Source organism: Rothia mucilaginosa (genome assembly GCF_001548235.1).
Lineage (GTDB): Bacteria > Actinomycetota > Actinomycetes > Actinomycetales > Micrococcaceae > Rothia > Rothia mucilaginosa_B.
Genome location: NZ_AP014938.1, coordinates 793,819 through 812,751, shown reverse-complemented (window position 1 = coordinate 812,751; position 18,933 = coordinate 793,819). Strand labels below are relative to the sequence as shown.

Here is an 18,933-nt window from a genome sequence, read left to right as displayed (position 1 = left end):
GGCAGAACAAAAGGTGCGGATACCGAATCATCATTCGGTATCCGCACCTTTACTCTATGCAGCTTTCAGCTCAGCGTTCAGCCCAGCAGTGGAGCCTAGACAGCCTCGACCACGCGGCCGGTATCCACCAGCACCTGCGCGATGTGGCCCAGCGCCTCCTCATTCTGCAGCGAAGAAACATCGCCCAAAGAACGGCCCTGGTACAGCTCACCGAGCAGACGGCGAGTAATCTTACCTGAACGAGTCTTCGGGATATCGGCAACTGCCACAACATCCTTCGGCTTAGCAATCGGGCCAATGTGCTCACGCACGTGCGCGGTCAGCGCCGCCTTCAACTCATCCTCAGCCAGGACCTTACCCTCGTCGGTGAGCGTCACGTAGGCGACCGCCTGGTGACCGGTCAGCTCATCCTCCACGGGGCAGACACCAGCCTCAACCACAGCCGGGTGAGTCACCAGAGCCGACTCAATCTCAATCGTGGACAGGCGGTGACCCGAAATGTTGATTACGTCATCAATACGGCCGAGGATGTACACGTTACCCTCTTCGTCTTCCTTCGCGCCGTCACCAGCGAGGAACCAGCCGCGCTCGCCGTAGTGACGCCAATAGGAATCCAGGTATCGCTGCGGGTTCTGCCACACGGTACGAGCCATGGACGGGCCAATCTTATCGACCACAATAAAGCCCTGCTTACCGGGTTCGACCGGGTCGCCGTGCTCATCCACCACGCGGGTGGACACGCCAGGAACGGCGCGGGTAGCGCAACCGGGCAGGGGAGTGCAGTGCGGGGTGCCCTCCGGGTAGGTGCCCTCGGGCGCGAACGCCGGGTCGTGCGGGCGCGGGGAGCACACGGTCGAACCGGTCTCCGACTGCCACCAGGTGTCGATGAACGCCGCGGTGCCGCCGCCCACGTGCTGACGCAGCCAACGCCACGCCTCCGGGTTAATGGATTCACCCACCGAACCGAGCAGACGCACGGTCGAGAAGTCGTACTTGCCGGGCTCCGGGCCGTTCGGGAACGCACCCATGAGGGAACGGATCAGGGTAGGCGCGGTGTAGTAGTTGGTCACGCCGTAGCGTTCGATGACCTCGAAGTGGCGGCCGTAGTGCGGGGTGTTCGGGGTGCCCTCGTAAATCACCTCGGAGACACCGTTAACCAGCGGACCGTAGATTTCGTAGGTGTGCGCGGTCACCCAGGCGAGGTCGGCGGTGCACCAGTGAACGGTGGACTCAACCTTCTGCGGGTCGTTGACCGCGGACAGCTCGTCGGGGCGCAGCACGCCGTTCTCGTCCACGTAATCCGGCAGCAGATCGTACAGCAGCGCGTGAGTGTACGCGGTCTGCACCAGGTAGCCGCCCATGGTGTGCACCAGGCCCTTGGGCTTACCGGTCGTGCCGGAGGTGTAAATAATGAACAGCGGATCCTCGGCGTCGTGCAGTTCGTAGGCGTGGGTGTCCGCCTGATCGTCGACCAGGTCGTGGTACCAGACGTCGCGGCCCTCAGTCCACGGCACAGCCGCGTGCGCAACCGGGTCGGAGGCGCTGGTGCGATCCACCACGATCACGTGCTCAATGTTGTTCTCACCGGAGCATGCCTCATCGGCGTTCACCTTCACGGGAACAACCTTGCCGCGGCGGTTCTGGCCGTCGGTGGTGATGAGAACCTTCGCGCCGGTGTCTTCCACACGGAACTTCAGCGCCTCGGCGGAGAAGCCACCGAAGACGAGGGAGTGAATCGCGCCAATACGCGCGCAGGCGAGGGTGAAAATAATGGTTTCGGGGATGACGGGCAGGTAGATGACCACGCGGTCACCCTTGCGCACGCCCAGGGACAGCAGACCGTTCGCTGCCTTCGCGATGCGGCGCTGTAGCTCGGCGTAGGTGATGGCTTCACGGTCGCCGGGTTCACCCTCAAAGTAGAGGGCGACCTTGTCGCCGCGGCCCGCCTCCACGTGGCGGTCTACGCAGTTGTAGGCGACGTTGAGCTTACCGCCCTCGAACCACTTAATTTCGGGGATGCTGAACTGTTCGATGCCGTCCTCGTCGAAGCCGAGGGACTTCGGCTTCTCGAAGCGGTGCGCGGTGTGCCAGGGCTCAGCCCAGGTGAGGCGCTGCGCCTGCTTCTCCCAGAACGCGATGCGTGCCTCGTCAGATTCGTGGGCGGGGTTCGGGGTGGGATTCAGCGGGTCGGTGAACGAGTAGGGGGTGGGCAGTCCCATTATTCTCCCATCGGTTGCTGGCATTAGCACCCTTGCTTGCCGTGCCGCTGTCTGTGTGACCGTGGGGTCTGTGTGTGCGTTGGCGAGGGGGTTGCTGCGACGTCGTTGAGCCAGGTCTCTCGGTCGCTCTGGATGGTTTGCCTTCTTAGTAAAGCGCGCTCGAGGGGGTGGACGCAAAGGGGACCGTCATATTCGGAATGGTGAGTACCAGTTCGTAATATAACGACATATTTAAAGATCCCGCCCCGCGCTCACTGCTGTGGGGCGCGGGGCGGGATTCATCATCATCATTCAGTAGGCGACAGGTTTCCCCGCCGACTTCTTTTTCCGGCGCGTAGCGATGATTGGCTCACCTTCGGGAGCAACCACGCGGCGGACATCTCTCCTAAAACTCAGCGTGAACGCCGAGCTTTCTCTATTAGTTGCTGGGGTACTTTGCCTTCACCCAGCGCTCGAATACGCCCACCAGCGCGTCGGTAATCTTACCGAGCACCGCCAGCGCCACGATGGCGAGTAGCAGGCGGTCGGTGCGGCCGTTGTTCTGCGAGTCGGTCAGCAGGTAACCCAGACCCATGGATGCACCCAGCAGCTCAGCGGCGACCAGGAACAGCCACGCCTGAGCCAGCGCCAGACGCAGACCCGAAACCACCGAGGGCAGAACCGCGGGAAGCTGAACCGTGGTGAACAGGCGCAGACCCTTCAGACCGAAGGCGCGTGCCGCCTCCACAAGCTTCGGGTCAACGTGTGCCAGAGCCGCAGAAACCGTGGTGTACACGGGGAAGAACGCACCAATAGCAACTAGGGTCACCTTAGAATTCTCGCCGATACCAATCCACAGCAGAAGCAGCGGAACCCATGCCAGGGACGGTACGGCACGCAACGCACCAATGGTCGGCGCGGCAATCAGACGCACCGGCGCAGACAAGCCAATCAGCGCACCCAGCACCAGGCCGAGCACGGCACCAATACCGAAACCAATCAGCACACGCTGAGTAGAAATCGCCACGTGGCGGCCCAACTCGCCGCGCTGCGCCAGCTCAATACCGGCATTGACCACACGGTCGGGGGAGGGCAACTGAACCTGGGTGAACACGCCGTTCGTGCTCAGGATGTACCAGAGGGCAATCAACGCCAGGGGAAGAATCAGACCCAGGTACTGCTTACCGGCGAACGGGTTCGACGGCAGCTTCACGGAAGAGACACGCTTCTCAGAACGCTCAGCGCGAGTGCTGGAGGCGGCGGTAATCGTTGCGGCGGTCATTACTTCTCAACCACCTTCGCGATCTTCTCGACGGCTGCGCTGTCAGCCTTCTTTGCGAACTGGTCGTCCACGATGCTGTTCAGTGCCTTGTCCACGTCGGACTGGGAGGGAACGTCGCCGGACTCGACCAGAATCGGACCGACACCCTTCAGAACCTCAACCTGCTTAGCGCCCGGAACCGGGTCAATATCCAGGTGGGTGCGCTCCATGACGACCTGGGCGGTCTCATGCTTAATGCCGGACTCCTCCTCGACAATCTTCACTGCCTCTTCGGGGTTCTTCTTAGCCCAGGTGCGAGCATACTCGTACACGTCCACGATGGTCTGTGCGGCGGTCGGGTTGGACTGAATGAACTTCTCGGTTGCGTTCAGGAAGCCATAGGTATTGAAGTTCAGGTTGCGGTAGAAGAGCACGTCGCCGCTTTCCACCTCGGCGGCAGCCATGATCGGGTCCAAGCCGCTCCACGCGTTGACCTGACCGTTATCCAGGGCGGTGCGACCGTCGGCGTGCTGCAGGTTCTGAATGGTCAGATCCGAAGCAGAAATACCCTCCTGCTTGAGTGCCTGCAGCAGCAGGAAGTAGGGGTCGGTACCCTTGGTCACGGCAACGGTCTTACCCTTCAGGTCCGCGACCTTGGTGATACCCGAATCCTTGCGAGTCACCAGAGCCGACCACTCCGGCTGAGAGTACAGGCTAATGACCTTGATGGGGGAGCCATTAGCGCGTGCCAGCAGCGCCGCCGAACCGGCGGTCGAACCGACATCAATATTGCCGCTACGCAGCGCCTCATTCGCCTTGTTCGAACCGGCAGACTTCACCCACTCAACCTTCTTGCCCTCGGCGGACAGGGCGGTCTCAAGCCAACCCTTCTTGCGGATAATCAGGGACAGCGGGTTATAGGTCGCGTAGTCAATGGTCACGGTGTTCTGGTCGCCACCACCGGCAGCACCGGAGGCGTTAGCGGAACCGGAACCTTCACCGGCGCAGGCGCTAAGCAGAGTAGCAAAAGCGGCGGCTGCGGCAAGGGACTTGAGGGCGGTACGGCGAGACGGGGAGTAAGTCATGATGAAATCTTTTCGCTTCTGAAGATGATGATGTGTGTTGATGAGATGAAATGCGGCAGCACTAGCCTTGTTTGTGACTTTGGACTTATCAGCGGCTTTTAGGCGTTATCTTCCACGCCGAGCTCAGCCAACAGTTCGCTACGCAGCGCCGTGATCTCTGCATCGGCGCGGTCACGCGGGTGAGAGCGGTCAACAGTCACAATGCGCTGGATGGTGGCGGGCGCCTCCGGGGTGTCCTTACCGAGGACAATAACCCGGTCAGAGAGGTACAGCGCCTCTTCCACATCGTGGGTAACCAGCAGAATCGTGGTCGGGTCTTGACGGTGCACATCCAACAGCAAATCCTGCATGTTGATGCGGGTCAGCGCGTCCAGAGCACCGAAGGGCTCGTCGAGCAGCAGCACGCCGGGGTTGCGTGCGAGTGCTCGCGCCAGGGACACGCGCTGAGCCATACCGCCTGAAATTTCCTTGGGACGGTGGGTTGCGTATTCGCCCAGGCCGACCAGGTCGAGCAGGCGCGCTACGGATGCCGCGCCTTCAGATTTTTTGGTGCCCTGCGGCAGTCCGAGCGCCACGTTGTCGGCGACGGTGCGCCAGGGGAGCAGGCGCGGTTCCTGAAAGCCGATAGCGACGCGGGGGTCGAGGCCGGTCACTGCCTTCTCGCCGATACGCACGGTACCTGCGGTGATGCGGTTCAGGCCTGCTGCTGCACGCAGGAGGGTGGATTTGCCGCATCCGGAGGAGCCGATGACGGAGATAATCTCGCCGGGGGCTGCGGTGAAGGAGACTCCGCGAAGAACTTCGTGGGTTCCGCCGGGCACGGGGAAAGATTGTCCGACGTCTTCGAAGCTGAGGGGGACTGCGGCGGTGGATACGGCGTGTCGGCCGGTGTTTTCACTGGTGGGTACGTCAGTTACTGCACTGTTGAGTGTCATGTCACTTCCATCGTTCCTGGCGTTAGCACCGGGAGGCGGAAGAATCCGCGCCGGTTGCTGCGACGTCGTGGAGCCAGGTCTCTCAGTCGCTCTGGATGGTTTGCTCCTTCAACCCTATGGGCTGTGCCACGCCTCAATCAACCCAGCGGGCGCGTGTGAATTTCTATGACTCTTTATTTCGCATTTGTCACGAAATATTTCGGGTCCACGTCACAAAAAGATTTTTTCGTCACAAAGGTGACCTCCCTCCCGCGCGCCCCGTACACTCAAACAACGAGATCATGAGTCCCGGCGCTAAGCTCTGGCTAGCCGGGCGGCAACCCTCTCCCGTAGCGGGGTGCCCCAGATGATGATCTGGCCTCAATGGAATGAGGCAAGTACGGCGCGAACGCGCCACCTGCACGAAGGCCACCACCGAACGCAGAAGGCATCAGGAGGCGGCGCGCGGGGTGCAGGGTACAAACCCGATCGTCCCCGATCATTCGCGAAAGGAAAATCGATGGCTGAGCAGAAGAAGCGCATCGTAGTTAACGCATTCGAGATGACCTGCATCGGTCACCAGAGCTTCGACCTCTGGCGTCACCCGCGCTCCCGCGCAACCGAGTACAACACCATCAAGTACTGGACTGACCTGGCTAAGACCCTTGAGCGCGGCCTGTTTGACGCCGTGTTCATCGCTGACGTGGTCGGCATCTACGACGTGTACAAGAACTCTGCCGCTCCCGCTATCGAGGGTGCCGCTCAGGTTCCCGTGAACGACCCCGCAACCCAGATTTCTGCAATGGCTGCAGTGACCGAGCACCTCGGCTTCGGCGTGACTGCTGCCGCTACTTTCGAGCAGCCCTACACCCTGGCTCGCCGCTACGCCTCCCTCGACCACCTGACCGAGGGCCGCGTCGGCTTCAACGTTGTGACTTCTTACCTGCCTTCGGCTGCTGAGAACCAGGGCCTGCCCACCCAGATTCCGCACGACGAGCGCTACGACATTGCTGACGAGTTCCTGGACGTCTGCTACAAGCTGTGGGAAGGCTCCTGGGAAGACGGTGCAGTCATCAAGGACCGCGAACGCGGCATCTACGCTGACCCCTCCAAGGTCCACCCGATTGGCCACAAGGGCAAGTACTTCTCCGTGCCCGGCATCTCCCTGACCGAGCCGAGCCCGCAGCGCACCCCCGTGATTTTCCAGGCTGGCGCATCCAGCCGCGGCCAGAAGTTCTCCGGCAAGCACGCTGAGGCTGTGTTCATCAGCGCCCTGCGCCCCGACCTGACCCGCGTCGTGACCGACCGTATTCGTGCCGCTGCTGAGGAGCAGGGCCGTAGCCGCGACGACGTGAAGATCCTCGCGATGCTCTCGGTCATCGTGGATGAGACCGAAGAGAAGGCAAAGGCAAAGTACGAGGAGTACAAGAAGTACATCAACCTCGAATCTGCACAGGCTATTATCGGCGGCTGGTCCGGCGTTGACCTGTCCCAGTTCGACGAGGACGAGATCCTGAACTACGTGCAGACCGAGTCGATTCAGTCCTTCCTGACCCCCTTCACCCTGCAGGCGAAGGACAAGAAGTGGACCCGCAAGGCTATCGCCGAGCACACCACCATTGGTGGCATGGGCGAGGTCATTGTTGGTGACCCGATTCAGGTTGCTGACGAGCTGGAGCGCTGGATCGACGAGGGCGGCCTGGACGGCATCAACCTGGCGTACCACGTCTCCCCGGGTTCCTTCGAGGACTTCATCGAGTACGTTGTTCCCGAGCTGCAGAAGCGCGGCCGCTACCGCACCGAGTACGAGGGCAACACCCTGCGTGAGAACATCTTCGGTAAGGGCCACACCAAGGTCGCTGACTCCCACCCGGCTGCTAAGTACCGCGGCGCATACGTGGGCAAGCCTTCGGCTGCTGACACCCCGGCTCGCGCAATCGCTGAATAAGCGTTGCCGCTGATGCGTGCCGTGTAGGTTCGCTCAAACTTAACGATTGAAAACAAGAACGCCCGTTCTGCTGGAGGATTTGTATCCCCGGCGGAGCGGGCGTTTCTTTATACTGGGTGGCATGACTGAACTGAACCAGGTTGAACTGAACCATGATGACCGCTGCCCCTGCTCGAGCGGCGAGGTGTACGGCGCCTGCTGCGGCAGGTTCCTGGGCGAGTTTGCCGCCTCCGGCACACTGACTGCTCCCGCACCGGAGCAGCTGATGCGCTCGCGTTTTACCGCGTTTGCGACCGGGGATGCGGCGTATCTGCTGGCGAGCTGGCATCCGAGTACTCGCCCGGCCGCCTTGGAGTTGGAGGATGATATCCGCTGGTATCGCCTGGATGTTCTGGCCTCTTCGGGTGGTCCGTTTGATGCGTCCGGTACGGTGGAGTTCGTTGCGTATTACCGTTCGGTGCCGGGTGTTCCTGCGGAGGAGCGGGTGAAGGGCAGCATGCATGAGCTGTCGCGCTTTGAGAAGATGGGCGGCGCCTGGTTCTATGTGGATGGTGACGTCCGCTAACGCCCCTTATACACATGCATAGTGCGGGCATAAAAGAAATGGCAGAATCATTCCGAAACCGGAACGATTCTGCCATTTCTTGTTTTGGTTAGCTTCTGCTTTTTAGCAGTTTTTCAAGATAGTTCTCTAAGCGCGAGGCTACCTCTAGCTCGCGGTCAGAAATAATGCCGGTGTGTTCGTGAATCGATCTTGAGAGACCGTCATAAAGGCGATATATCTGTTTTCCAGAAAGTGTCAGGATATCTCGACGTTCTTGAGAATTAAGAACCGAAGATAAAAGAATAATGTCTCGGAAATGTCGATTTTTATCGGAATCTCCATTGTTGAGCAGAGCCGATACTTTCTCGTACAGAGCGCCCAAACCATCAGGAACGTTGACTGTAAATTGGCGGTTAGCGCAGAGTACAGATGCTTTACGGGTGCGTTCAAGCCCAAACTGGGCGCCACGAGTTTCTAGTAGGCGGCCAAACCCCGGGTATTCATAGGTGCGAGCGACCTCTGACTGCCCTGAAGGGATGAGGATATCTATCTGAGCTTCGCCGCGAACCCACCGGTGATTTTGGCCGGATGCATTGAACCCGGCAATTGAAAATCCGGCATTGCTAAGAGCCTCATGGAACTGACGAATATGCGCCCGGGAAGCGCGGATATCAAGAATAACGTCGATATCGTGGGTGGAGCGAGAACCTGCGTAGCTTCGTTCTGCAGCCAACAGACGCATCATGCTTCCGCCAGCCAGGGACCATCCTTGCGGCATAATCTCTGAAATATCAGCCAGACCAAGCCATGAGGCGCGTTCTGCCCCAATAGCAGGAATCAAAATAGGTGATGCGTTCATGACTAAGACGCTTCCTTGAAAACAGAATCTTGAAGAATACGCTCTGCCTCAGCGGAGCTTCGCGGGTCACCTAAATCTAGAAGATCCACCGCCACGTGCAGGGGCAGAATATGGGGCGGCTCATCGCATTCACGCAAAATGACGTTCGCTGAATCCGCGGAAGCCGGAAGCAGATTGTAGAGAAAAATGATGTTCCCCAAATCCTGATGCGAGACGTATGCATCAACCATTGAGCCGTGCACCTGCGAAATATCGCTACTGATGCCAGTAAGTGACAATGCAGGGTCTTCCAAAATTGCCGGAATCTCAGCGGGAGGAGCCTGCAGATGATGTACTTTCAGCCCGCGGCGGGCTCGGTATCGCTCAACAGACGCAGGTCCTTGCATCTGAATTGCTGAGGCGCGTTCTTTCGCCCTGCGGCGTTCCTCAGCAGATAGAACAGATGACTGGCCATCGCAGTAACGCGCCAAAGCGTTGAACGCATCGAAGGAAATAGGGCGGCCAGCATTACTGCGGTGCGCAGCGGGCAGGGCGTCGACAACCCAGCGGCTTCCCAATTTACGCCCCTGGAGCATCCCGCGTTCTAGGCGGGCGCGCACGCTTCGCTCTGAAACCTGAGCTTCTTGGGCATACTCTTGAACGGACATCATGGCAGAATCATACCGGAAACGGAATGATTCTGCCATAAAATTGCGCCCGCATCCAGGCACGATAAGGAACGTGCATGAGCGAACCGGATACACAAAAGGCAGGTCCTTCGACAGCTTGAAAACTTACGTTCTCAGCCGCCTCAGGAACCTGCCCTCAGCAAATATGTAGACTGTTGGACTTAGCTAGTCCAGCCGTTAATGATGCCCATACCGAAGTAGATCACGAACACCGCGGAGACCAGGTACATCAGCCAGTGCACGTCCTTGCCCCGGCCCTGTACCAGGCGAATGAAAGTGTAGGACACGAAGCCGGCACCAATACCGTTCGCAATCGAGTACGACAGCGGCATGAAAATGATGGTCAAGAACGCCGGAATACCCAGACCCCAGTCAGTCCAGTCAATATTCACAGCCTGGCGAATCATCAGGAAGCCGACCACGACCAGCGCCGGAGCAACCGCCTCGAAGGGCACGATGGTGACCAGCGGCGAGATGAAAATCGCCAGCAGGAACAGCACGCCGGTCACAATGTTCGCAAAACCGGTGCGTGCACCCGCACCAATACCGGTAGCGGACTCCACAAAAATCTGGTTCGCCGAACCGGACGCGCCACCACCAACAACGGAACCGAAAGCGTCCACGAGCAGGACCTTGTCGATGTCCTCAACCTTGCCATCCTTCATGGTGCCAGCCTCGGTGGCAAGACCGACCGAAACGCCCATCGCGTCGAAGAACACGGACAGCAGAATGGTGAACACCAGCAGCGAAGCAGCCAGCGGGCCAATGTGGGTGAATGCGCCGAACAGGTCAGCGGAACCAATGAGGGAGAAGTTCGGGGTGGTGAACTTCATGTCATCCAAGGAGGGCACGTTCAGGGACCAGCCGGTTGCCGCCTCCTTCACGGAACCGGAGGGGACAAGCGCCTCCAGAATCAGGGACAGTGCGGTAGAGGCGAGCACGCCCCACAGGATTGCGCCCTTCACGTTACGGATGAACAGGGCGATGGTGAAGAACAGACCGAAGAGGAAGACGAGAGTGGGCCAGCCGAGCAGGTGACCGCCCGCGCCGAGGGTCACCGGCACGGTGGAGCCGGCAGCGTCAGGCATGCGGCGGATAATGCCGGAGTCGACCAGACCAATAAAGGAAATGAAGAAGCCGATACCGACCACAATCGCGGTCTTGAGCGACTCGGGGACCGCCTCAAACACCGCGGTACGGAAGCCGGTGAGCACCAGAACGGTCATGATCAGACCGGCAAGAACGACCAGGCCCATGATGTCTGCCCAGGTCAGGTTCGGGGTGGTGGCAATGGTGGAGGCGAGCAGCGCATTCACGCCCAGGCCAGCCGCCATCGCGAAGGGCTGCTTGGCGATAACACCCATGAGGATGGTCATCACGCCGGCAACCAGTGCGGTCACAGCCGCGACGGGTGCGATACCGAGGGTGCGTTCGGATGCGTCCTTGCCGAGGCCGATGATGAGGGGGTTCAGCACCACGATGTAGCTCATGGCGAAGAAGGCGGCGAGGCCGCCGCGGAATTCTGCGGCGATGGAGGAGCCGCGTTCGGAAATCTTGAAGTAGCGGTCGAGCGCACCGGTGGGCGCTGCCGCCTTCTGGGGTTCAGACATGTGAGGATCCGTTGATGTTGTTCGGTGTGTACTGTTGCGCCGCCGGTTTCGCGGGCAAAGCTCGCGGGTGAAGTCCGGGGTGAATTTCACGGGCCAGGCTCACGGGGTAGATCCCGGGTCGGGCGCCACAATGGTTCAACCATTGTAGGCGCCGCCGCGTAGCTTGTGCCGTTAAAACGCGTTGTGTGCGGCGATCCAGTCGGTGACGTGGTGTTTCCCCGCTCCTGTAGTTAGGTCGGCTGCAGGGGAAGAATAGCGCAGGGCGGGGTACCGGCACACCAAAGGTGCCGATACCCCGCCCAGCTGGTGCCCGCACCTCCACGTGTGGAGGGTTCGGCACCCGATGTATTTAGTGCATCCAGCCGGTAATCAGGCCGTTAGCGAAGAAGATGAGGAACACTGCGGAAACCACGTACATGAGCCAGTGCACGTCCTTGCCGCGGCCCTGCACCAGGCGGATGAAGACGTAGGACAGGAAGCCTGCGCCGATACCGTCCGCGATGGAGTAGGACAGGGGCATGAAGATGATGGTCATGAACGCGGGGATACCCAGGCCCCAGTCGTTCCAGTCGATGTTCACTGCCTGGCGGATCATCAGGAAGCCAACGAACACCATTGCGGGTGCAACAGCTTCGAAGGGCACGATGGTGACCAGCGGGGACAGGAAGATTGCGACGAGGAACAGTGCGCCGGTGACGACGTTCGCGAAGCCGGTGCGTGCACCCGCGCCGATACCGGTTGCGGACTCCACGAAAATCTGGCTGGAGGAGGAGGAAGTGCCACCGCCGACTACGGAGCCGAGGGCGTCCACGAGCAGGACCTTGTCGACGTTCTCAATCTGGCCGTCCTTGATGGTGCCTGCTTCGGTTGCGAGACCGACGGAGGTGCCCATTGCGTCGAAGAACGCGGAGATGAGGATGGTGAAGATCAGCAGAACTGCAGCCATGCCGCCGAGGGTGCCGAAGGCACCGAACAGGTCAGCGGAGCCGAACAGGGAGAAGTTGGGCAGCTTGCTGGTGTTGGAGTCCCAGACGGGGACGTTCAGGGACCAGCCGGTCGGGGACTGAAGCGAGCTGCCGGAGGGCACGACCTTCTCCAGGATGATGGAGAGGGCGGTGGAGGCGAGCACGCCGTAGAGGATGGCGCCCTTCACGTTGCGGATGAACAGCGCAATGGTGAGGAACAGGCCGAAGAGGAAGACGAGGGTGGGCCAGCCGAGCAGGTGGCCGCTCACGCCGAAGGAGACGGGCACGGTGGTGCCTGCTGCGTCGGGCATACGGCGGATGATACCTGCGTTGACGAGACCGATGAACGCAATGAAGAAGCCGATACCGACGACGATTGCGACCTTGAGCGACTCGGGGACCGCGTTGAACACTGCGGTGCGGAAGCCGGTCAGCACGAGGATGGTCATCAGCACACCAGCCCATACGACCAGACCCATGATGGCGGGCCAGGTCAGGCCGGGGGTGGAGGCGATGGTGGTTGCCAGCAGTGCGTTCACGCCGAGGCCTGCCGCCATGGCGAAGGGCTGCTTGGCGATAACACCCATGAGGATGGTCATGACGCCTGCGACCAGTGCGGTCATTGCTGCGACCTGCGGTACACCGAGGGCGTTGCCGGATGCGTCCTTGCCGAGGCCGATGATGAGGGGGTTCAGCACGACGATGTAGCTCATCGCGAAGAAGGTGGCGAGACCGCCGCGGAATTCGGCGGCGATGGTGGAGCCTCGCTCAGTGATTTTGAAGTAACGGTCCAGTGCGCCCTTGGCTTCTGCCTTGGGGGTCTGGGGAGCCGCGGTGTTCTCAGAAGACATTCGTGAAAATCCGTAGATACTCATAGTCGGGGCGGGCACCGGGGTTCCGAGCCCGCATAAAAAAGTGCCACTTCCCGGTGTGTTGGGGAGGTGACACTGTTGTACCGAAATATTCTACGGTTAAAGTTTCTCTAAGCGTTAATCCAGGAAACTCCCAGCTTTCGTTCAGAAAGCCTGAAAAGGCACTGTAGAAACTATAAAATCCGCTGACTAGCAAAAAAATATATGTTTTGAATCTAAATAATTCGAAAATCTATACCATTTAGGTTGTGAAGGTGGTAGTCTTCTAGCACCAGGCCTGCGGTGGTGAAGTTTAGACCCACCCGCTACAGACGGGGATTCAACGATGAAAAATGCTCTGAGAGTGTGCGCAGTATTGTGTACGGTTCTGACCTTTCTGCTGGGTAGCGCCCTCATCTCTGTCCTGGAGACGCAGACCCCTCTGGGTACCAATGTGCAGGTACAGCTTTCTCTGCGTGCTTCGCAACAGTCTAAGTCTGAGCTGATTCAGAACTTTGATGCTCTGGTGGATCGCTACGCTGCCGATGGTGCCCAGCTACTCAAGGTGGTCGCCGACCCCGAAGATTTCTGGCACGGAAAATCCGTCTACGTGTTTGGGACGAATTCACTGAGCTCTGACGGTGAAACTATCGATTGGTTCGACCCGGATAAGCACGGGAAAAAATATCCGGCACGAGCACTGGGGGATTCCTCGCTTGACGGCCAATATGCGTTAGCGGGTAGCCAAGAATTTGTGCGTGCTTTTGAAAACCTTGCCCGTGAACAAGGCATGGATGTTAAAGTTACCTCCGTTAACCCGGTGCGTGTTGTCTACGGGGCGGTTACTTCTTCGGGCTCTCTGACGAGCCTTATCTGCCTGGCTGTGCTCTTCTGTACCGCAATCATGGGGTGGTTGTCGGTCCGTTCGCGAACTCAGAATATTCTGCTTCTGAACGGATACTCCCCGCATCGTCTGCAGCGAAGGGATGCACAAGACCTCCTGCTCCTGGCGCTACCTCCTGCAGCGGTAACAGCATTGTGCATGGGATGCGTAGAGGGGTTCGTGTACGGCGTGGCGCATCTTCCTCAACTGATGGGGGTTACAGCGCTGATTTTTGCCGTGTTTACCGTTCTCATGCTGGTTGCTCTCCTGCTTATCAACCTCATGACTTGGCCGAGCATCAATGCTGTGGGACGCAGGGAACCGGCGTATCGACGTTTTACAGTTCCGAGTGCAATCGCTAAGTATGCTGTGGTGGTTTTAGTGGCGTGCACTATTCCGGGTCTGGTCTCAAGCGCTCAAGTGAGTTTGGGTAGGAGTGATTCGGCGGCTGGCTGGTCTCTTCTTTCTGACCAGTACACCTTACGGGTGAACGTGCCTGAAGCGACGATACGGGATGAACAGGCGCTCGCCTCCTACGACCAGGCCACAGTGCGTGCTTTAGGTTCTCTTGAATCACGGAACGGCGTCCTCCTGTCCTATGCGTTGGAAAACGTTAAGGGTTTGGAGGGCAGCGGATACGATGGCGCTCTTATGGTGAACCGCGCCTATGTGGACCTTCTTCAGCAGCGTCTTGGCTTGTCGTTCAAGAAGGTTGAGGATAGCAGCTTCCCTGGATCTCAGTCTTTGCGTGCAGAGTATTCTTTCCATCAGAAGGACCGGGAGGATCGCGGATTTACTCTGCTCACTGTGGAGGACAAAACCAACTCGTCGGGGGTAACGGTGCCTGCTTTGAGCTCTCAGGATTCACGGCTTCTGAACTATAAAAAGCCTGTTCTTGTGGTGACCGAATCGGCGACTCAGAATCTACAACCTGCCTTTATTTCTGCGGCCTTGACTACCGGTAACGTCATGGTTTCTCAGCCTGCGTCTGTACGGGCTGCCTACAACGCTGAGGGAATTGAGCAAACCCTACTTTCTGTGGACCGTGCGGGAGAAGAACACCTCTATATCGCGCAGCTGGAACGTAACCGGTATGTTGCGCATCTTGTGGGCCTAGCAATTCTCTGTGCGGCACTCGTTATTGGTACAGCAATTAATACGTACATTACCCTTGCGGCTCGTGCCCGTAATGATTTTGTTTTGCGCACTGCTGGTCTGCCTCTCAGAACAATTTTTAGCGGCTACCTTCTGAAAGAAACCTGCATTGTGTGCCTTTGCTCTGCTGCGGCGTTGGTACTTCTTCTGGTGCAGGGAGCAGAGTACGCTTTTTCAGCGTTGGCGGCACCACTGTTGTACGGCACTATTCTTGCACTGGTGCTGAGACTGAGTTTTAACCGTATCTTCACCGCGACGGTTCACCGTCGTCACGTATAGGAGTGAATGATGAGGAATACTGTTTATCCCTCTAGTAATGCGGAAAACCCTGAGGTAACTATCGCCTCCCGCAATATTGTGGTGTATGCGCAAGGGCAGCCCATTCTCCAGAGTCCCCACTTTGAGGCATATGCGGGGGAAGTAACTGGAATTGTGGGTCCGAGCGGATGTGGTAAAACGACGCTTCTGAATGTGTTGGGTCTGCTGATACCGCCTCATGAGGGTGAGGTGGTTATCGGGGGTCGCCATATGGAGCGCGCTCGTGAAAAGGAGCGTCTTGCGTTCTGGGCTGATGAAGCTTCCTTCGTTTTTCAGGATTACGGAATTATTGAGGAATGGAGCGTTATCGAGAATATTCTGCTTGACCGTAAGACCTTTGGCCGTGCCCGAATTACGGATGAGAGCCGCGAGCTTCTGAGCATTATTGGTCTTGAAGGGAAGGAGCGTACTTCGGCTGCCCTGCTGAGTGGTGGTGAGAAGCAGAGAGTGGGCATTGCTCGGGCAATCCACAAGGGTGTGCGCTACATTTTTGCGGATGAGCCGACGGCAAGTCTCGATGCTGAGAACCGGGCATTGGTTATTGAGCTTTTGAGCTCTGCTGCTCGTCGTGGAGCCACAGTTATCGTGGCGACTCATGACGCGGATATGATGGCCGCCTGCGATAGGCTATGCCGTCTTGAAAGCCCTACCAGAATTCCCGATTCGGGATTGGCGGATGTAAACGTAAATTCTCTTCGGAAGGAGAATGAATCATGACGACCAGGAGTCCTCTAGCTCGTGATGAGTATGATCGTGTACCGGAAAATTCAGGAGGTGACACCCCTCGAAAAAACGGATTGCGGCATCTGCCGCGAAAAGTGGTGGGCGTTCTAGTATCTTGCGTGGTGTTCGTTGGTGCTCTTCTGGGCCTGTACTGGGGTGGAGCTTTTGAGCCATGGCTGAATGAGTATTCGACCACTACACCAGCTTGTGCAACAGCTTCTTCACCGGAGGATGTGCAGCAAGCTCTTGCGCGGACCGAAGAGCTTAATGCTATTCGTTCGGCTGCGAAGAATGTTGAATTCTCCCAGACGCTTCTGTGCGATGGGCAGAAGGCTGTTTTGACGATTACGTATACTGACCGGTCGGATTTTAAACGGTTGGACGATGCGGTGACTTCGGCACAGTTGGGTGCTGCTGCTGAGATTAAGCTCAAGAGGTAGGCGTGTAAAGAACGGTGGTTGTTTATCGCCCCTGCGCGAACAACGATGACATATCAGGTTAGTGAACCCTAAGTTCCTGCTATATTCGAGGTGAAATAATGTGTCGCCGAATGCAGGGTTCCGTGTGGTGAGCCTTTCTCGGCACCTATAAGTAAGGAGTCCACCGTGACTGAAACCCCGCAGGAAAACACCGCCGTTCCCGCCGAAAACTACCCCGCCGCTGAATCCCTGCCGGTACGCCAGCGGGCTATCGTAGCAACCGACCGACCCGCCCGCTACATCAAGCAGCTCGGCTCCCACATGGGCCGCAAGCTCGGCACCGCAGAACTGCCCGACGGCATCCGCCTCATCTTCAACCGCGACGGCATCTTCCGCGGCTACGGCGACCTGCGCGAAACCGAGGGCGCCCTCATTATGGAGGTGCGCGCTGAAAGCGACGAGCAGGCAGCCCGCCTGGCGGATGTGCTGGACCGCCACCTGGTCCGCTTCGGTGAGCGCGACGAACTGGTTGTAACCTTTGAGGCGGTACCCGCCTCCTAGCCCCCGCCTCCTAACCCGGGTAGCCCTGTGCGGGTTGTACGTTCAGGCCCTATATACATAGCCCCCGGGGCTGGATGTACCACCCCGCCCGGATTAGGTGACAGAAAATTGTCCTATTTAGTGGGCGAAGACATATAAGCCCCCGAACACCCGTCAATCCCCGGTAAAATAGGCAGGAAGTGAACACTAAGCTCACCGCCTGTTCGCGCCGCACCGGGCGCCGGCCGGTGAACTTCGAAAGGAAGATTTTCGTGTCTGAAGCAGCACGCCCCCTGCGCGTCGCCGTTATTGGTGCAGGTCCCGCCGGTATTTACACCGCCGACATCCTCACCAAGTCTGAAGAGGTCCGCACCGGCGCCGTCGAGGTCGCCATCGACATCTTCGACCGCTACCCTGCCCCCTTCGGCCTGATCCGCTACGGTGTGGCACCGGATCACCCCCGCATCAAGGGCATTATTACCGCACTGCACAAGGTCCTGGACCGCGGCGACATCCGTTTCTTCGGCAACGTCGAATACGGCAAGGACCTGACCCTCGCCGACCTGCGCGAACACTACGACGCCATCATCTTCGCAACCGGCGCGATTTTTGATGCACCCCTGAACATTAAGGGCATCGACCTGGACGGCTCCTACGGCGCAGCAGACTTCGTCTCCTGGTACGACGGCCACCCCGACTACCCCCGCACCTGGCCGCTCGAAGCTGAGCAGGTTGCAGTGCTCGGTAACGGCAACGTCGCCCTGGACGTCTCTCGCATCCTCTCCAAGCACGCTGACGACCTGCTCGTCACCGAAATCCCCGACAACGTCTACCAGGGCCTGAAGGCTTCCCCCGTGACCGACGTGCACGTCTTCGGTCGCCGCGGCCCCGCACAGATGAAGTTCACCCCGCTTGAGCTGCGCGAACTCGCACACTCCCGCGACGTGGACATCGTCCTGTACGAAGAGGACTTCCAGTTCGACGAGGCTTCCGAAGAAGCAATGGAGAAGAACGCACAGACCAAGGTCATGATGAAGACCCTGCGCGGCTGGCTGGAAGACCAGAAGACCAACGAACAGACCGCATCCCGCCGCCTGCACCTGCACTTCCTGCAGTCCCCGCACGAAATTCTCGGCGAAGACGGCAAGGTCGTGGGCCTGCGCATGGAGCGCAACAAGCTCGACGGCAAGGGCGGCATCATCGGCACCGGTGAGTACGTAGACTACCCCGTACAGGCTGTCTACCGCGCAATCGGTTACTTCGGTTCCGAACTGCCCGAAATCGGTTACGACGACAAGCGCGGCGTCATCACCAACGTTGAGGGTCGCGTCGTGGACGAGAACGGCGAGGTCGTTCCCGGCCTGTACGCATCCGGTTGGATCAAGCGCGGCCCCGTCGGTCTGATCGGCTCCACCAAGTCTGACGCACTCGAGACCATCACCCACCTGCTCGAGGACCGCGAGAACCTCTACACCGCACCCGAGCCGGAGGCAGAGGCATTCAGCGCATACCTGGACTCCAAGGGCATCAAGTACACCACCTGGGAAGGCTGGCACCGCCTGGACGATCACGAGAAGGCACTGGGCGCAGCATCCAAGGATGCAGCCGGTGAGCCTCGCGCCCGCGTGAAGGTTGTGGATCGTGATGAGATGATCAACATCTCCCGTGGCGAGTAATCCTTACGTGTAGTACGTAGAGCATAGAAATCGACCCCGTACCGTGAGCCGGTGCGGGGTCGATTTTTGTCTATATATAAGGAACATAAGGAGGCGGGGGGCGGAAGGAAGGAAGCTCGAGAAGCGCTCGCCCGAAAGAGCGGTTAAAGAAACCCACCCCGCACCATGAGGTCATGCGGGGTGGGCTGGGTAGGTGCCGAAGACACTCGAGGACATACCCTCCGGCTACCCGGACGCGCAGCGAGCCCATGCAGTGGCTTCACGTGCGGCGCATCCCTTAACGGGGTCTAGAAAGCTAAAGAAACACCAAGATTAG

General features: G+C 59.0%; 15 protein-coding genes and 2 riboswitches. Of the genes, 7 read left to right on the top strand and 8 right to left on the bottom strand.

Going from position 1 to position 18,933, the window contains the following annotated elements; all coding sequences use genetic code 11:
* Positions 1–95 precede the first annotated feature (95 nt).
* The 4 genes from RM6536_RS03100 to RM6536_RS03085 form a co-directional block, all read right to left on the bottom strand.
* Positions 96–2,219: an AMP-binding protein gene (locus tag RM6536_RS03100; RefSeq protein WP_060823998.1), complete on the bottom strand. Its 2,124-nt coding sequence runs from the start codon at positions 2,217–2,219 to the stop codon at positions 96–98.
* A gap of 418 nt (positions 2,220–2,637) precedes the next feature.
* Complete coding sequence (locus RM6536_RS03095; protein WP_049338266.1) at positions 2,638–3,480, bottom strand: ABC transporter permease; 843 nt, start codon at positions 3,478–3,480, stop codon at positions 2,638–2,640.
* On the bottom strand, positions 3,480–4,544 hold the full coding sequence (locus RM6536_RS03090; RefSeq protein WP_060823997.1) for an aliphatic sulfonate ABC transporter substrate-binding protein: 1,065 nt from the start codon (positions 4,542–4,544) through the stop codon (positions 3,480–3,482). Before RM6536_RS03090 ends, RM6536_RS03095 begins: the two co-directional genes overlap by 1 nt.
* 98 nt (positions 4,545–4,642) lie before the next feature.
* The gene (locus tag RM6536_RS03085; protein WP_060823996.1) at positions 4,643–5,479 is read right to left on the bottom strand and encodes an ABC transporter ATP-binding protein; all 837 of its coding nucleotides are present in this window, start codon (positions 5,477–5,479) and stop codon (positions 4,643–4,645) included.
* Between the two features lie 4 nt (positions 5,480–5,483).
* A riboswitch (SAM riboswitch) is annotated at positions 5,484–5,581 on the bottom strand.
* A 175-nt stretch (positions 5,582–5,756) separates the two neighbouring features.
* Positions 5,757–5,865: riboswitch (SAM riboswitch) on the top strand.
* 113 nt (positions 5,866–5,978) lie between these two features.
* Between RM6536_RS03085 and RM6536_RS03080 the strand changes: the two genes are divergently transcribed.
* Together RM6536_RS03080 and RM6536_RS03075 are read left to right on the top strand one after the other, a co-directional pair.
* The gene (locus RM6536_RS03080) at positions 5,979–7,406 is read left to right on the top strand and encodes an LLM class flavin-dependent oxidoreductase (RefSeq protein ID WP_060823995.1); all 1,428 of its coding nucleotides are present in this window, start codon (positions 5,979–5,981) and stop codon (positions 7,404–7,406) included.
* A 121-nt stretch (positions 7,407–7,527) separates the two neighbouring features.
* Positions 7,528–7,971, top strand: a complete 444-nt coding sequence (locus RM6536_RS03075; RefSeq protein WP_060823994.1) for a YchJ family protein — start codon at positions 7,528–7,530, stop codon at positions 7,969–7,971.
* A gap of 88 nt (positions 7,972–8,059) precedes the next feature.
* Here the strand turns inward: RM6536_RS03075 and RM6536_RS08925 are convergent, their stop codons facing one another.
* The 4 genes from RM6536_RS08925 to RM6536_RS03060 all read right to left on the bottom strand — a co-directional run bounded on the left by RM6536_RS08925 (position 8,060) and on the right by RM6536_RS03060 (position 12,903).
* A complete protein-coding gene (locus RM6536_RS08925; RefSeq protein ID WP_081094644.1) occupies positions 8,060–8,809 on the bottom strand; it encodes a hypothetical protein in 750 nt (249 codons plus the stop codon).
* A gap of 2 nt (positions 8,810–8,811) precedes the next feature.
* Positions 8,812–9,495 (bottom strand): hypothetical protein, encoded by a 684-nt coding sequence (locus RM6536_RS03070; protein ID WP_060823993.1) that lies wholly within the window; start codon positions 9,493–9,495, stop codon positions 8,812–8,814.
* Between the two features lie 143 nt (positions 9,496–9,638).
* Entirely contained in the window at positions 9,639–11,087 is a 1,449-nt protein-coding gene (locus RM6536_RS03065) for an NCS2 family permease (RefSeq protein ID WP_060823992.1), read from the bottom strand.
* Between the two features lie 349 nt (positions 11,088–11,436).
* Complete coding sequence (locus RM6536_RS03060) at positions 11,437–12,903, bottom strand: NCS2 family permease (protein ID WP_060823991.1); 1,467 nt, start codon at positions 12,901–12,903, stop codon at positions 11,437–11,439.
* 346 nt (positions 12,904–13,249) lie between these two features.
* Between RM6536_RS03060 and RM6536_RS03055 the strand changes: the two genes are divergently transcribed.
* The 5 genes from RM6536_RS03055 (at position 13,250) to RM6536_RS03035 (ending at position 18,617) form a co-directional block, all read left to right on the top strand.
* Entirely contained in the window at positions 13,250–15,220 is a 1,971-nt protein-coding gene (locus RM6536_RS03055; protein ID WP_060823990.1) for a hypothetical protein, read from the top strand.
* Between the two features lie 6 nt (positions 15,221–15,226).
* A complete protein-coding gene (locus tag RM6536_RS03050) occupies positions 15,227–15,976 on the top strand; it encodes an ABC transporter ATP-binding protein (RefSeq protein WP_060823989.1) in 750 nt (249 codons plus the stop codon).
* On the top strand, positions 15,973–16,422 hold the full coding sequence (locus RM6536_RS03045; RefSeq protein ID WP_231917988.1) for a hypothetical protein: 450 nt from the start codon (positions 15,973–15,975) through the stop codon (positions 16,420–16,422). Before RM6536_RS03050 ends, RM6536_RS03045 begins: the two co-directional genes overlap by 4 nt.
* A 165-nt stretch (positions 16,423–16,587) precedes the next feature.
* Positions 16,588–16,962, top strand: a complete 375-nt coding sequence (locus RM6536_RS03040) for a DUF2218 domain-containing protein (protein ID WP_060823988.1) — start codon at positions 16,588–16,590, stop codon at positions 16,960–16,962.
* A 251-nt stretch (positions 16,963–17,213) separates the two neighbouring features.
* On the top strand, positions 17,214–18,617 hold the full coding sequence (locus RM6536_RS03035) for an FAD-dependent oxidoreductase (RefSeq protein ID WP_060823987.1): 1,404 nt from the start codon (positions 17,214–17,216) through the stop codon (positions 18,615–18,617).
* Positions 18,618–18,933: the final 316 nt, after the last annotated feature.